13 protein-coding genes are annotated in these 13,903 nt (G+C 71.2%); 7 read left to right on the top strand and 6 right to left on the bottom strand.

Annotated features, from left to right (window positions below; genetic code table 11):
* Positions 1-18 precede the first annotated feature (18 nt).
* Together groES and groL are read left to right on the top strand one after the other, a co-directional pair.
* Positions 19-327, top strand: a complete 309-nt coding sequence (gene groES / locus ACFWRV_RS04935; protein ID WP_003966899.1) for a co-chaperone GroES — start codon at positions 19-21, stop codon at positions 325-327.
* Between the two features lie 98 nt (positions 328-425).
* Positions 426-2,051, top strand: coding sequence for a chaperonin GroEL (gene groL / locus ACFWRV_RS04930; RefSeq protein WP_384328340.1), 1,626 nt, complete (start codon positions 426-428; stop codon positions 2,049-2,051).
* A gap of 132 nt (positions 2,052-2,183) precedes the next feature.
* Here the strand turns inward: groL and ACFWRV_RS04925 are convergent, their stop codons facing one another.
* The 3 genes from ACFWRV_RS04925 to ACFWRV_RS04915 form a co-directional block, all read right to left on the bottom strand.
* Positions 2,184-2,957 carry an SDR family NAD(P)-dependent oxidoreductase gene (locus ACFWRV_RS04925; RefSeq protein ID WP_384328337.1) on the bottom strand — a complete coding sequence of 258 codons (774 nt, stop codon included), beginning with the start codon at positions 2,955-2,957 and terminating at the stop codon, positions 2,184-2,186.
* A 10-nt stretch (positions 2,958-2,967) separates the two neighbouring features.
* Positions 2,968-4,497 carry a multicopper oxidase family protein gene (locus tag ACFWRV_RS04920; RefSeq protein ID WP_384328334.1) on the bottom strand — a complete coding sequence of 510 codons (1,530 nt, stop codon included), beginning with the start codon at positions 4,495-4,497 and terminating at the stop codon, positions 2,968-2,970.
* Positions 4,498-4,772: 275 nt separating this feature from the next.
* Complete coding sequence (locus ACFWRV_RS04915; RefSeq protein WP_384328331.1) at positions 4,773-5,441, bottom strand: MOSC domain-containing protein; 669 nt, start codon at positions 5,439-5,441, stop codon at positions 4,773-4,775.
* 81 nt (positions 5,442-5,522) lie between these two features.
* Here ACFWRV_RS04915 and ACFWRV_RS04910 point away from each other — a divergent pair, with 81 nt between their 5' ends.
* On the top strand, positions 5,523-6,413 hold the full coding sequence (locus tag ACFWRV_RS04910) for a LysR family transcriptional regulator (protein WP_384328328.1): 891 nt from the start codon (positions 5,523-5,525) through the stop codon (positions 6,411-6,413).
* 139 nt (positions 6,414-6,552) lie between these two features.
* Here the strand turns inward: ACFWRV_RS04910 and ACFWRV_RS04905 are convergent, their stop codons facing one another.
* Positions 6,553-6,894, bottom strand: a complete 342-nt coding sequence (locus ACFWRV_RS04905; RefSeq protein WP_384328326.1) for a WhiB family transcriptional regulator — start codon at positions 6,892-6,894, stop codon at positions 6,553-6,555.
* Between the two features lie 453 nt (positions 6,895-7,347).
* On the opposite strand from ACFWRV_RS04905, the gene ACFWRV_RS04900 reads away from it, so the two are divergent.
* The 4 genes from ACFWRV_RS04900 (at position 7,348) to ACFWRV_RS04885 (ending at position 11,686) form a co-directional block, all read left to right on the top strand.
* Complete coding sequence (locus tag ACFWRV_RS04900) at positions 7,348-7,959, top strand: response regulator transcription factor (protein WP_003948568.1); 612 nt, start codon at positions 7,348-7,350, stop codon at positions 7,957-7,959.
* 280 nt (positions 7,960-8,239) lie between these two features.
* A complete protein-coding gene (locus ACFWRV_RS04895; RefSeq protein ID WP_006126954.1) occupies positions 8,240-8,815 on the top strand; it encodes a sigma-70 family RNA polymerase sigma factor in 576 nt (191 codons plus the stop codon).
* 139 nt (positions 8,816-8,954) lie between these two features.
* A complete protein-coding gene (gene guaB, locus ACFWRV_RS04890; RefSeq protein ID WP_384328323.1) occupies positions 8,955-10,457 on the top strand; it encodes an IMP dehydrogenase in 1,503 nt (500 codons plus the stop codon).
* 104 nt (positions 10,458-10,561) lie between these two features.
* Positions 10,562-11,686, top strand: a complete 1,125-nt coding sequence (locus ACFWRV_RS04885; protein ID WP_097870356.1) for a GuaB3 family IMP dehydrogenase-related protein — start codon at positions 10,562-10,564, stop codon at positions 11,684-11,686.
* Positions 11,687-11,764: 78 nt separating this feature from the next.
* Here ACFWRV_RS04885 and ACFWRV_RS04880 read toward each other — a convergent pair whose 3' ends face one another.
* Positions 11,765-12,433, bottom strand: a complete 669-nt coding sequence (locus ACFWRV_RS04880) for a hypothetical protein (protein ID WP_384328321.1) — start codon at positions 12,431-12,433, stop codon at positions 11,765-11,767.
* A gap of 142 nt (positions 12,434-12,575) precedes the next feature.
* Entirely contained in the window at positions 12,576-13,838 is a 1,263-nt protein-coding gene (locus tag ACFWRV_RS04875; RefSeq protein WP_384328318.1) for a nucleotide sugar dehydrogenase, read from the bottom strand.
* Positions 13,839-13,903 lie beyond the last annotated feature (65 nt).

Below are 13,903 nucleotides of genomic sequence, written 5' to 3'. Positions count from 1 at the left end.
GAAGGGGGAGACCGGATCGTGTCGACCACCAGCTCCAAGGTTGCGATCAAGCCGCTTGAGGACCGCATTGTGGTCCAGCCGCTCGACGCCGAGCAGACCACGGCTTCCGGCCTGGTCATTCCGGACACCGCGAAGGAGAAGCCCCAGGAGGGCGTCGTCCTCGCCGTGGGCCCGGGCCGCTTCGAGAACGGCGAGCGGCTTCCGCTCGACGTCAAGACCGGCGACGTCGTCCTGTACAGCAAGTACGGCGGCACCGAGGTGAAGTACAACGGCGAGGAGTACCTCGTCCTCTCGGCCCGCGACGTTCTCGCGATCGTCGAGAAGTAATTCACCCACGTTTGCTTGTGTTCTGCGCCCCTGGCCCCCTGCGTAACAACTAGCCGGGCGGCGAGGGGCGCAGTTCATTTTGAGAGGGAAAACAGCCCATGGCGAAGATTCTGAAGTTCGACGAGGACGCCCGTCGCGCCCTTGAGCGCGGCGTCAACAAGCTTGCCGACACGGTCAAGGTGACGATCGGCCCCAAGGGCCGCAACGTCGTCATCGACAAGAAGTTCGGCGCTCCCACCATCACCAACGACGGTGTCACCATCGCGCGCGAGGTCGAGCTCGACGACCCGTACGAGAACCTCGGCGCCCAGCTCGTCAAGGAGGTGGCGACCAAGACCAACGACGTAGCGGGTGACGGCACCACCACCGCGACCGTGCTGGCCCAGGCGCTCGTCCGCGAGGGCCTGCGCAACGTCGCCGCGGGCGCCTCCCCGGCCGCCCTGAAGAAGGGCATCGATGCCGCGGTCAAGGCCGTGTCCGAGGAGCTCCTCGCGACCGCCCGCCCGATCGACGACAAGGCCGACATCGCCGCCGTGGCCGCGCTCTCCGCGCAGGACCCGCAGGTCGGCGAGCTCATCGCGGACGCGATGGACAAGGTCGGCAAGGACGGTGTCATCACCGTCGAGGAGTCCAACACCTTCGGTCTGGACCTGGAGTTCACCGAGGGCATGGCCTTCGACAAGGGCTACCTGTCGCCGTACATGGTGTCCGACCAGGAGCGTATGGAGGCCGTCCTCGACGACCCGTACATCCTGATCCACCAGGGCAAGATCGGCTCCATCCAGGAGCTGCTCCCGCTCCTGGAGAAGGTCATCCAGGCCGGCGCCTCCAAGCCGCTCCTGATCATCGCCGAGGACGTCGAGGGCGAGGCGCTCTCCACCCTCGTCGTCAACAAGATCCGCGGCACCTTCAACGCCGTCGCGGTGAAGGCCCCGGGCTTCGGCGACCGCCGCAAGGCCATGCTCGGCGACATCGCCACCCTCACCGGTGCGACCGTCATCGCCGAGGAGGTCGGCCTCAAGCTCGACGGCGCCGGTCTCGACGTGCTGGGCACCGCCCGCCGCGTCACCGTCTCCAAGGACGACACGACCATCGTCGACGGCGGGGGCAACTCCGACGACGTCAAGGGCCGCGTCAACCAGATCAAGGCCGAGATCGAGTCCACGGACTCCGACTGGGACCGCGAGAAGCTCCAGGAGCGCCTCGCGAAGCTGGCCGGCGGCGTGTGCGTCATCCGCGTCGGCGCCGCCACCGAGGTGGAGCTCAAGGAGAAGAAGCACCGCCTTGAGGACGCCATCTCGGCGACCCGCGCCGCGGTCGAGGAGGGCATCGTCTCCGGCGGTGGCTCCTCCCTCGTCCACGCCGTGAAGGTCCTGGAGGGCAACCTCGGCAAGACCGGCGACGAGGCCACCGGTGTCGCGGTCGTGCGCCGCGCCGCCGTCGAGCCGCTGCGCTGGATCGCCGAGAACGCCGGCCTGGAGGGTTACGTCATCACCTCCAAGGTCTCCGAGCTCGACAAGGGCCAGGGCTTCAACGCCGCCACCGGCGAGTACGGCGACCTGGTCAAGGCCGGCGTCATCGACCCGGTCAAGGTCACCCGCTCCGCCCTGGAGAACGCCGCGTCCATCGCGTCGCTGCTGCTCACGACCGAGACCCTGGTCGTCGAGAAGCCGGCCGAGGAAGAGGCCGACGCCGGTCACGGCGGCCACGGCCACTCCCACTAGTACCGCCGTACCGTTCGGTACGCCTTCCCGGTACGCCTGAGGCCCGGCACCCCCTCGCGGGGGCGCCGGGCCTCGGTGCGTCTCCGGTCCGGCGAACCCACCACCTGCGGGGCCGGAGCAGCTCCCGTACCGCTACTGCGGACCGTACTTCCGCCCCGTCCGCGAGGTGACCCCGCCGAGCAGGCCCCGCGGGGCGACCTTGACCAGCCCCATCAGCGCCTTGTAGCGCGGGTCCGGGATCGACACCGTCTTCCCCCGGGCCAGATCCGCCAGCGCCGAGGCCACCAGCTTGTCCGCGTCCAGCCACATCCAGCTCGGGATGTTGTCCGTGCCCATCCCGGCCCGCTCGTGGAACTCCGTCCGCACGAACCCGGGGCACAGCGCCATCAGCCGCACCCCCGACCCGGCCAGATCACGCGCCGCGCCCTGGGTGAACTGCACCACCCACGCCTTGGACGCCCCGTAGGTGCCGCGCGGCACGAACGCCGCGACCGACGCCACGTTGACGACCCCGCCCCGGCCCCGCTCCTTCATCCCGGCGACGGCCGCCGAGGTCAGCCGCAGCACCGCCTCGCAGTGCACCTTCAGCATCGTCAGCTCGTCGGCCATGGACACTTCCAGGAAGCGCCCCTTGTTGCCGAACCCGGCGTTGTTCACCAGCAGATCGACCGGGTGCCGGCGGTCCGCGAGCCGCTTCTCGACCGCCTCGATCCCGCCGCCCGTGGACAGGTCGGCGCTCAGTACCTCGGCCTCGATGCCGTGCCGGTCGTGCAGTTCGGTGGCTTGCTCGCGCAGCCGCGCGGTGTCCCGTGCCACCAGCACCAGGTTGTGCCCCTGGGCCGCGAGCCGCCGCGCGAACGCGGCCCCGATACCCGCCGTCGCGCCCGTGATCAGTGCAGTCGTCATACGCGGCACGTTAGTGCCCCGCATGGTCGGGCACCTCACCCGCCCGCTGTCCCTTGTCCACCACCACGAACTGGCCCATCATCCCGTCGTCCTCGTGGGACAGCAGATGGCAGTGGTACATGTACGGGATGTCCGGATCGGACGGCCCCTCGAACCGCAGGGCGATCCGCACGGTCGAGCCCATCGGCACGGCCACCGTGTCCTTGCGACCCCGCAGCGCCGGCTCCGGCCGCTTCCCGTTCACGTCCAGCACCCGGAACTGCACATCGTGCACATGGAAGTTGTGGGTCATGTCGCCGCCGTTGCGCAGCGTCCAGACCTCCGTCGTCCCCCGGGTGACCGTCTCGTCGATCCGGTCCATGGCCATCGGCTGCCCGTTGATGCCGGACCTGCGCAGCTCGAAGTGGCGGCTGCGCACCGCGGCGTCGGCCTCCGGCAGCTCCAGCCCCTGGTCCACGGCCAGCCGGTCCGGCACCCCGGGGGAGGGGCGCAGCCGCTCGGCCGCCCGCAACTGGAGTACGTCGAAGGAGTCGTCGCCCCCGTCGAACCGCCGCTCCCAGCCGTTCCCGTCCCGCCACGGGTAGCTGCGCAGCACCGTCCGCTCACCCGGCCGCATCGTCACGACGACCTCCGCCCGCTCACCCGGCGACAGCTGCACCCGGTTCATCGGCGCGGGCGCGCCCAGCAGCCCGCCGTCCGTCCCCACCAGGTCGAAGGAGCGGTCGTCGTCGAAGCCGAAGGTGTAGATGCGCGCGGTCGACGCGTTCAGCAGGCGCAGCCGTACGCGCTCGTCGCCGACCTCGGCGTACGGGTCGAGCGTGCCGTTCACCATCGTCCGCTCGCCCAGGAAGCCGGTGTTGGCCAGGAACCGGTGCCCGTGGTCGAACCTCGCGCCGTCGAAGGTCACGTCCTGCACCATCACCGGCAGATCGTCCACCCCGTACGTCTTCGGCAGCTTCAGCCGCCCGGAGTTCTCGTCGTCGAGCAGGAACATCCCGGCCAGACCCCGCTGTACGTGCCGCTCCGTCGCGCCGTGCGGATGCGGGTGGTACCAGAGCGTCGAGGCCGGCTGGTCGACCTTCCAGTGCGGGGTCCAGGAGCCGCCGGCCTCGACCATCTGGTGCGGTCCGCCGTCCATCGCGGCGGGCAGGTGCATCCCGTGCCAGTGCACGCTGGACGCCTCGTCGAGCGTGTTGCGCACCCGGACCTTCACCCGCTCGCCGCGCTCCGCCCGCAGCGTCGGGCCCAGATGGCCGCCGTTGAACCCCATGGTCGGGGTCGCCACCCCCGTCCGGAACTCCGTGCTCCCCGCCCGCATCCGCAGATCGAAGACGCGTGTGCCGTCCTCGTCCACCGTCGAGGGGGCGAGCGGGGGCACCGCCAGCGCGTTGTCGAAGCGGGCCTTGCCCACCGTGCTGATGTCGGCGCTCGACCACAGCCACGCGAACGAGCCGCCGACCGCCGCCCCGAACACCCCCGCCACCACCGCCAGCGCGATGAGCACCCGCTTCAACCGCTGTCGTCCCCTGGTCTTCTCCATGCTCATCAGCATTCCGAGACCACCGGCCCCCGGGCATGGGGCAGAGCCCTGAACCGCCCCCGACCGGGCCCTGACGACCAGGCCGGGGGAGACCCTCAGTACGGGTCAGGGTGGCCCCGGGGCGAAGCACAGCATGCGGACGCCGCACCCGGAGGCGTACGGATCGCCGGGCGGGGGCTGCTGCGGCGGGACCGGGGTTTTTCGGGCATGGCCGTCCCCCTGAGACGTGCCGCACGGGCCCGAGCGCCTCCCGTACGCGGCCCTCCCGCCGGCTCTCAGCCCTGCTGCGCGGCGTACTCCCGGGCCTTCCGCAGCGCCTCGGGGTGCAGGGCCTCCCCGGCGGCCAGCAGTGCGGGCAGCAGGGTGCGTTCGGTCGTGACGGCCCGGAACTGCAGGGCGGCGGTGACGTCGTGGCCGGGCCGGTGCACGATCTCGACGGGGTCCCCCGCGCGGACGGTGCCCGGTTCGATGACCCGCAGATACGCGCCGGTGGCACCCTGCTGGGTGAACCGCCGCACCCACCCCTCCTCCCCGAGGTGGTGGGCGAAGGTCCGGCACGGGACGCGCCCCGAGGTCACCTCCAGCAGCAGGTCCGTCCCCACCCGCCAGCGTTCGCCGATCCGCGCCCCGCTCACGTCGACGCCCAGGGTCGTGAAGTTCTCGCCGAACACCCCGTTGGCCAGCTTCCGGCCGCCCAGCTCCCGCTCCCAGGCGTCCAGCTCCTCCCGGGCGAAGGCGTACACCGCCTGGTCGCTGCCGCCGTGATGACGCAGGTCGCACACCGCGTCCCCGGCCAGCCCGCTGCCGCCGACGCCCTTGGGCCCGGGTTCGAGAACCTCCACGGGGCCCTCCACCGGGCGCTTGTCGATCCCGGAGAGGCCGCCCGGGTTGCTGGTCTGCGCGGAGGGGCGGGGTCGGCCGATGTTCACGGTCAGCAGCTTCATACGGTCACGCTAACCGGCCCCGCCCCCAAAGAAGCACATCATTAGTTCGCCCCTCCTCCAACAATTTCTTATGCTGGCGGGGTGATCGAAGCTCGCCACCTCCGTGTCCTGCGTGCCGTGTCCACCACCGGCTCGTTCTCCGCCGCAGCCCGCGAACTCGGCTGCACCCAGCCCGCCGTCAGCCAGCAGATGAAGGCCCTGGAGTCCTCCGCGGGCACCACGCTGCTGATCCGCACCGGACGCGAGATGCGCCTCACCCAGGCCGGCGAGGCGCTGGTACGGCACGCCTCCGGCATCCTCGCGGGACTGACCGCCGCGGAGGAGGAGGTCGCCGCCATCGCCGGACTGCGGGCCGGCCGGGTCCGGCTGGTCTCCTTCCCCAGCGGCAGCTCCACGCTGGTCCCGGGAGCACTGGCCGCCCTGCGCGCCGAACACCCCGGGACCAGGGTCTCGCTCGTCGAGGCCGAGCCGCCGCGCTCGGTGGACCTGCTGCGCGAGGGCGACTGCGACATCGCGCTGGCGTTCCGGTACGGGGCGACCGGCGGCGAATGGGACGACCTGGTGGTCCGGCCGCTGCTCACCGACCGGCTGATCGGCCTGCTCCCGGAGGGGCACCGGCTGGCGGAGGCGTCGAGCGTGTCCATCGGCGAGCTGGCGGAGGAGTCATGGATCGCGGGCTGCCCGCGCTGCCGTCGTCAGCTGGTCGAGGTCTGCGAGGAGTCCGGCTTCGCCCCGCGCATCGACTTCGCCACCGACGACTACCCGGCGGTGATGGGCCTCGTCGGGGCGGGGCTCGGGGTGGCGGTGCTGCCGGAGCTGGCCGTCGAGTCGGTACGCCCCAAGGGGGCCAGGGCCGTGCCGGTGGAGCCCGCGATCGAGCGGGAGATCGTCGCGCTGACCCTGCCGGACCTGGCCCGGGTTCCGGCGGTGGCGGCGACCCTGGACCAGCTGGCGCGGACGGCCGCCCGCTGAGGCCGGTCGGTGCCGTGACGCCCGCCGGGCCCCGCGGCGCACGGGCGGTGAGGGGTCCGGCTCCGCTGCGGCTGGTCGCGGGCCGGATGGCTGAAGATGCCGAAGAATCGTTTCTTCGCTCAGATGCGGCGTACGGGTGTCAGGGGGTGCCGGAACCCGGTCCGGCGGCGGGGGCCCCGGAGGGCGCGGCGGTGATCAGCCGGGTTCTGGCCCGGCCCATCAGCTCTTCGCGTTCGTCCTCCGTCAGGCCGCCCCACACTCCGTAGGGCTCCCGTACGGCCAGTGCGTGCGCCGCGCACTCGGCCCGTACCGGGCAGCGCATGCACACCTCCTTGGCGGAGGTCTCGCGAGCGCTCCGCGCCGCACCGCGCTCCCCCTCCGGATGGAAGAACAGGGAGCTGTCCACGCCTCGGCAGGCGGCGAGCAGCTGCCAGTCCCACAGGTCTGCGTTGGGTCCGGGAAGGCGGGAGAAATCTGCCATTGCTTGTCCCCTCGGAGCTGTGCTGCGTCGGAAGCGGCATCCTCGACCGTCTGTGATCGACGGCCTGCTGTGTTCGGACCGTCTGTGATCGGTGTGACCGAAGTCTCGACCGTACATCTACGGTGCTAGTAGATGTAAATATGACTGATTGCGAATCTAGCCTCAGACACCCTCAAAAGGGAAGAAATGGTGCCGAACAGGGCATGCCAACGAGTGAAGATCCGGTTGACGGGTGAATCACCCGCGCCGTTCTCCTCCGTGTACGGCCCTTCACGTAGAGTGCCGAACCCGACCGCCCGACCCGTAACTCTTTCGAGTGACCGTCGTTAAGGGAACGGATGCGGTTGACGGATATCCGGCTCGGGCACATGTCCGAGGGGGTCGACCGCACAGGTGACGACTTGTATCAGCCTGGAGGCTCAAGGTGACGCGCATCAGCTGCGGAGGACGGTCATGACATCCGTCCTCGTCTGCGACGACTCCCCGCTTGCCCGAGAAGCGCTCCGTCGCGCGGTGGCCACTGTGCCCGGCGTCGAGCGCGTGACGACGGCGGCCAACGGCGAGGAAGTCCTCCGCCGCTGGGGTGCCGATCGTTCGGATCTGATTCTGATGGACGTACGCATGCCCGGTCTGGGGGGTGTGGAGACGGTCCGGCGACTGCTCTCCGCCGACCCCGGGGCCCGGATCATCATGCTGACCGTGGCCGAGGACCTGGACGGCGTCGCGCTCGCGGTCGCCGCCGGGGCCCGCGGGTATCTGCACAAGGACGCCTCGCGCGCCGAACTGCGGGCCACCGTCACACAGGCGCTGGCCGACCCGACGTGGCGGCTCGCCCCGCGCCGGCTGCGGTCCGCCGAGATGGGCGCGGCTCCCACGCTCACCGCGCGGGAGATCCAGGTGCTCGAAGGCATGAGCCACGGCCGCTCCAACGCGGAGATCGGCCGTGAGCTGTTCCTCTCCGAGGACACCGTCAAGACCCACGCCCGGCGCCTGTTCAAGAAGCTCGGGGCCTCGGACCGCGCCCATGCGGTGGCCCTCGGATTCCGCTGGGGTCTGGTCCGCTGACGACGCGGCCCGGGCCGCGCCCCGTCCGCAGGCCGGCGGACGGGGTCACGGAACGGGCCACCGGCTCCACACCCCCTGTCCGGGCGCCCGTCCAGCGGTGCCATGTGACGCTTCCCGGCCGATGACGCATCCTTGAGTCGTGGAGTTCCTCAGGAACGATTCGGTCGAGCGGAAGGGGAGGGCGCAGGACATGACATCCGGCGCACCCGCTCATAACGCTTCGGTGCACAACTCGGGACGCGGTGGAGCGGACCGTACGGCGCCAAGGCACCATGGTTCGATGCGCGACGACGAAACCACGGTGATCGGTGCCCTCGTGCACCGGGCCGTCGACGGCGACGCGCAGGCCACCCATGATCTGCTGGCCCACGTCCACCCCCTCGCGCTGCGCTACTGCCGCTCCCGGCTGAACCGCCTTCCCGGTGACGCTCGCCACTTCGTGGAGGACCTGGCGCAGGAGGTCTGCGTCGCGGTGCTCATGGCGCTGCCGCGCTACAAGGACACCGGCCGGCCCTTCGAGGCCTTCGTCTTCGCGATCGCCGGCCACAAGGTCGCCGACCTCCAGCGCGCCGCGATGCGCCACCCGGGGTCGACCGCCGTCCCCTCCGACGAGATGCCGGAGCGGCCCGACGACTCCCTCGGCCCGGAGGAGCGCGCGCTGCTCAGCAGCGACGCCGCCTGGGCCAAGAAGCTCCTCGCCAACCTCCCGGAGAGCCAGCGCGAGCTGCTGGTCCTGCGGGTGGCGGTGGGGCTCACCGCCGAGGAGACCGGACGGATGCTCGGGATGTCGCCGGGTGCGGTCCGGGTCGCTCAGCACCGCGCGCTCAGCAGGCTCCGGGCGCTCGCGGAGCAGTAGAGACACCCGCGCCGGCCCTCCCCGGCGGCGCTGTAGAAAGCTACAGAACCGCCAAGTGATCTTGATCGTGGAATGAGACACCCGTGGAGCCCGTTAGCATGGACATCCGCACCGATCAAGGCCATTTGGGGAAGGTGTCATGACTGCAAACGTCGACGGAGTGCCCGAGAAATTCGCGACGCTCGGGTTGACCTACGACGACGTGCTGCTGTTGCCCGGCGCGTCCGAGGTCCTGCCCAACGCGGTCGACACCTCGACCCTCATCTCGCGCAACGTACGGGTGAACATCCCCCTGCTGTCCGCCGCCATGGACAAGGTGACCGAGGCCCGGATGGCCATCGCCATGGCCCGGCAGGGCGGCGTCGGCGTGCTGCACCGCAACCTCTCCATCGAGGACCAGGTCAACCAGGTCGACCTGGTCAAGCGGTCCGAGTCTGGCATGGTCACCGACCCGATCACCGTGCACCCCGACGCCACGCTCGGCGAGGCGGACGCGCTCTGCGCGAAGTTCCGCATCAGCGGCGTGCCGGTCACCGACGCCGCCGGCAAGCTCCTGGGCATCGTCACCAACCGCGACATGGCCTTCGAGTCGGACCGCTCGCGCCAGGTGCGCGAGGTCATGACGCCGATGCCGCTGGTCACCGGCAAGGTCGGGATCTCCGGCGTCGAGGCCATGGAGCTGCTGCGCCGCCACAAGATCGAGAAGCTGCCGCTGGTCGACGAGGCGGGCATCCTCAAGGGCCTCATCACGGTCAAGGACTTCAAGAAGGCCGAGCAGTACCCGAACGCCGCCAAGGACGCCGAAGGCCGTCTCCTGGTCGGCGCGGCCGTCGGCGCCAGCCCCGAGGCGCTGGAGCGCGCACAGGCGCTCGCGTCCGCCGGGGTCGACTTCCTGATCGTCGACACCTCGCACGGGCACAACAGCAACGCCCTCGCCTGGATGGCGAAGATCAAGTCGAGCGTCGGCGTGGACGTCATCGGCGGCAACGTCGCCACCCGCGACGGCGCCCAGGCGCTGATCGACGCCGGCGTCGACGGCGTGAAGGTCGGCGTCGGACCCGGCTCGATCTGCACCACCCGCGTGGTCGCCGGCATCGGCGTCCCGCAGGTCACCGCGATCTACGAGGCCGCGCTCGCCGCGCGTGCCGCGGGCGTGCCGGTGATCGGCGACGGCGGCCTCCAGTACAGCGGCGACATCGGCAAGGCGCTCGCCGCCGGCGCGGACAGCGTGATGCTGGGCAGCCTGCTGGCGGGCTGCGAGGAGTCGCCGGGCGAGCTGATGTTCATCAACGGCAAGCAGTTCAAGTCGTACCGCGGCATGGGCTCGCTGGGCGCGATGCAGTCCCGCGGCCAGGGCCGGTCCTACTCCAAGGACCGCTACTTCCAGGCCGAGGTCTCCTCGGACGACAAGCTCGTCCCCGAGGGCATCGAGGGCCAGGTGCCCTACCGGGGCCCGCTGGCCAACGTCCTCCACCAGCTCGTCGGCGGCCTGCGCCAGACCATGGGCTACGTCGGCGCCGCGTCCGTCGACCAGATGGAGAGCAAGGGCCGCTTCGTCCGGATCACCTCGGCGGGTCTCAAGGAGAGCCACCCGCACGACATCCAGATGACGGTGGAAGCGCCGAACTACAGCAGGAAGTAACGCATCAGCGCAGGTGAGGGGCGGACCGGAGTTCCCGGTACCGCCCCTCATGTGTGCGTCGGGGATACTGGTCAGCGCAGACGTAGAGGGAAAGGCCACACATCGTGACTGAGATCGAGATCGGGCGCGGCAAGCGCGGCCGCCGGGCTTACGCATTCGACGACATCGCCGTCGTTCCGAGTCGCCGCACCCGCGACCCGAAGGAGGTCTCGATCGCCTGGCAGATCGACGCCTACCGCTTCGAGCTGCCGTTCCTGGCCGCTCCCATGGACTCCGTGGTATCCCCGCAGCACGCCATCCGGATCGGTGAGCTCGGCGGCCTGGGCGTGCTGAACCTGGAAGGCCTGTGGACCCGGCACGCCGACCCGCAGCCGCTGCTCGACGAGATCGCCGGGATGCCGGTCGAGTCCGCGACCCGCCGGCTCCAGGAGATCTACTCCGCGCCGATCCAGGAGGAGCTGATCGGACAGCGCATCAAGGAGGTGCGCGACTCCGGCGTCGTCACCGCCGCCGCGCTCTCCCCGCAGCGCACCGCCCAGTTCTCCAAGGCGGTCGTCGACGCGGGCGTCGACATCTTCGTCATCCGCGGTACGACGGTCTCCGCCGAGCACGTCTCGGGCGCGGCCGAGCCGCTGAACCTGAAGCAGTTCATCTACGAGCTGGACGTCCCGGTCATCGTCGGCGGCTGCGCCACGTACACCGCCGCCCTGCACCTGATGCGGACCGGCGCGGCCGGCGTCCTCGTCGGCTTCGGCGGCGGCGCCGCGCACACCACGCGCAATGTCTTCGGCATCCAGGTCCCGATGGCCACCGCCGTCGCGGACGTCGCCGGGGCCCGCCGCGACTACATGGACGAGTCCGGCGGCCGGTATGTGCACGTCATCGCCGACGGCGGCGTCGGCTGGTCCGGCGACCTGCCGAAGGCCATCGCCTGCGGTGCGGACGCCGTGATGATGGGCTCTCCGCTGGCCCGCGCCACGGACGCGCCGGGCCGTGGCCGCCACTGGGGCATGGAGGCCGTCCACGAGGACGTGCCGCGCGGCAAGCTGGTCGACCTCGGCTCGGTCGGGACGACGGAGGAGGTCCTCACCGGCCCCTCGCACACCCCGGACGGCTCGATGAACATCTTCGGCGCCCTGCGCCGCGCGATGGCCACCACCGGCTACAGCGACCTCAAGGAGTTCCAGCGCGTCGAGGTGACGGTGGCGGACTCGCAGCACCGCCGCTGACCTCGCGTACTCCCGTACGCACACGGAAGGGCCCGGACCGTTCGACGGTCCGGGCCCTTCCGTACGCTGCCGCGGGTGTCAGCCGGCCTTCCTGGCGCCACCGACGGCGGCGACCGCGCCGAGGGCGAGGAAGCAGTAGGTCATGATGTCGGCCTCCTCGGACCAGGCCGCCGTCACGGTGTCGAAGTGGTCGCCGACCACCTCGGAGAACGGGATCTGCGCCAGGTCGGCGAGGACCATCGAGATGCCGACGAGCTGACCGAGGTAGACGGCGCCGACCGAGAAGACGGCCGACGCGGCGATGACCGCCGGGTTGGAGCCGCCGACCTTGCTCGCCGCGAAGCCGACCAGGAAGCCGACGCCGATCGCCGCGTAGCCGACCTCGCGCTCGATGGAGCCCGCGATGACGCCGTACAGGATGCCCGCGACGATCGCCGCGCCGAGCGCGACCCCCACGCCGAGGAGGATGTTGTCGCGGGCCGGGGGAGCAGGGGTGAAAGGCGCTCCGCCGGCGAACGGGGCGCCCTGGCCGGGCTGCTGGCCCGCGAACGGGTTGCCGGTAGGGGCCGGGGGCTGCTGGCCGTAGGGGTTGCCGGTGGGCGCGCCGGGAGCCTGCTGGCCGTACGGGTTGCCGGTCGGTGCGGACGGTGCGCCCTGACCCGGCCCGCCCGCGTACGGGTTGCCGTCGACGGGCTGACCGCCGTAGGGCTGCTGGGGCTGGTTCGGCGGCTGCACGGGCTGACTCACGGTGGGGCTCCCCCTGGGACGGCTGCGCACGCGTGTGCGTAGTTCGCATGTCTGTGCGCTCTGTGACGCCGCAGAGTAGCAGCACCGTCCGGATCCGGTCACTGGCAATCTTTCGACGGCCTGTCACATCCCGGGGCGCCTCCTACAGCCGGTGCGCGGCCCCCGCCGGAGTGGCCCCCCGGGTGTCCAGGAGCAGTTGGGCCTTCACCGCGAGTCCCTGGAGGTCGTAGGTGCGGTGCTGCTGGAGCAGTACGGTCAGGTCGGCTGCGGCTGCCGCTTCGTACAGCGAGTCCGCCCGGGGGACGGGGCGTTCGCGCACCCGCCAGTCCAGGACGTGCGGGTCGTGGTAGCCGATCTGGGCGCCCATGTCCATCAGCCGGGTGGCGATCTCCCGTGCGGGCGCTGCCTCTTGGTCGGCGCTGTCCGGCTTGTAGGTGACGCCGAGCAGCAGGACGCGTGCGCCCCGGACGGACTTGCCGTGCTCGTTCAGGAGGGTGGCGCAGCGCTGGATGACGTAACTGGGCATCCGGTCATTGATCTCCTGCGCCAGCGAGACCATCCGCAGCGGGTGTCCGGGGGTGCGGGTGCTGTAGGGCAGGCAACCGGGGTCCACCGGGACGCCGTGTCCGCCGACGCCGGGCCCCGGGCGGAAGGGCTGGAAGCCGAACGGCTTGGTCTCGGCGCACCGGATGACGTCCCAGAAGTCGACGCCGAGGTCGTGGCAGAGCACCGCCATCTCGTTGACCAGCGCGATGTTGACGTGCCGGAAGTTGGTCTCCAGCACCTTCGTCATCTCCGCCTCGCGCGGTCCGCGGGCCCGGACGACCTTGTCGGTGAGCCGTCCGTAGAAGGCGGCGGCCGACTCGGTGCAGGCGGGGGTGAGGCCGCCGATGACCTTGGGCGTGTTGGCCAGGGTGTGGGTGCGGTTGCCGGGGTCGAGCCGGCCGGGGGAGCAGGCGAGGTGGAAGTCGCGTCCGGCGACGAGTCCGGAGCCCTCTTCGAGCAGGGGGCGCAGGAAGGTCTCGGTGGTGCCGGGCGGCACGGCGGACTCCAGCAGCACGGTGGTGTGCGGACGCAGCCGGGCCGCCAGGGCGCGGGCCGCGTCGCCGAGCGCGGTGAGGTCGATGGCGCGGTCGGGGCCGAGCGGGGTGGGGGAGCAGATCACGGCGGTCCGGACCCGGCCCAGCTCGGCGGCGTCGGTGGTGGGCCGGAAGCCGCCGGAGAGCATGCGGCGGATCTCGGACGCGGTGAGGGTGCCCTCGACGGGGCTGCGGCCCGCTCCGAGCTCCGCGTAGGGGCGTGGATCGGGGTCGTAGCCGATGGTGGCGATTCCGGCGGTCACGGCGGCCTGGGCGAGGGGCAGGCCGAGGTGACCGAGTCCGATGACGGCGAGGTCTGCGGGCATACAGGAAGACCCCCTAAGTGCGGAGAGCGAAGATCGCAACTGCTGTGGACAGTGCAATGTCAGAC

Origin of the sequence: Streptomyces sp. NPDC058576 (assembly GCF_042718715.1) — a bacterium.
Lineage (GTDB): Bacteria > Actinomycetota > Actinomycetes > Streptomycetales > Streptomycetaceae > Streptomyces.
This window is presented reverse-complemented; position numbering and strand designations above follow the sequence as displayed.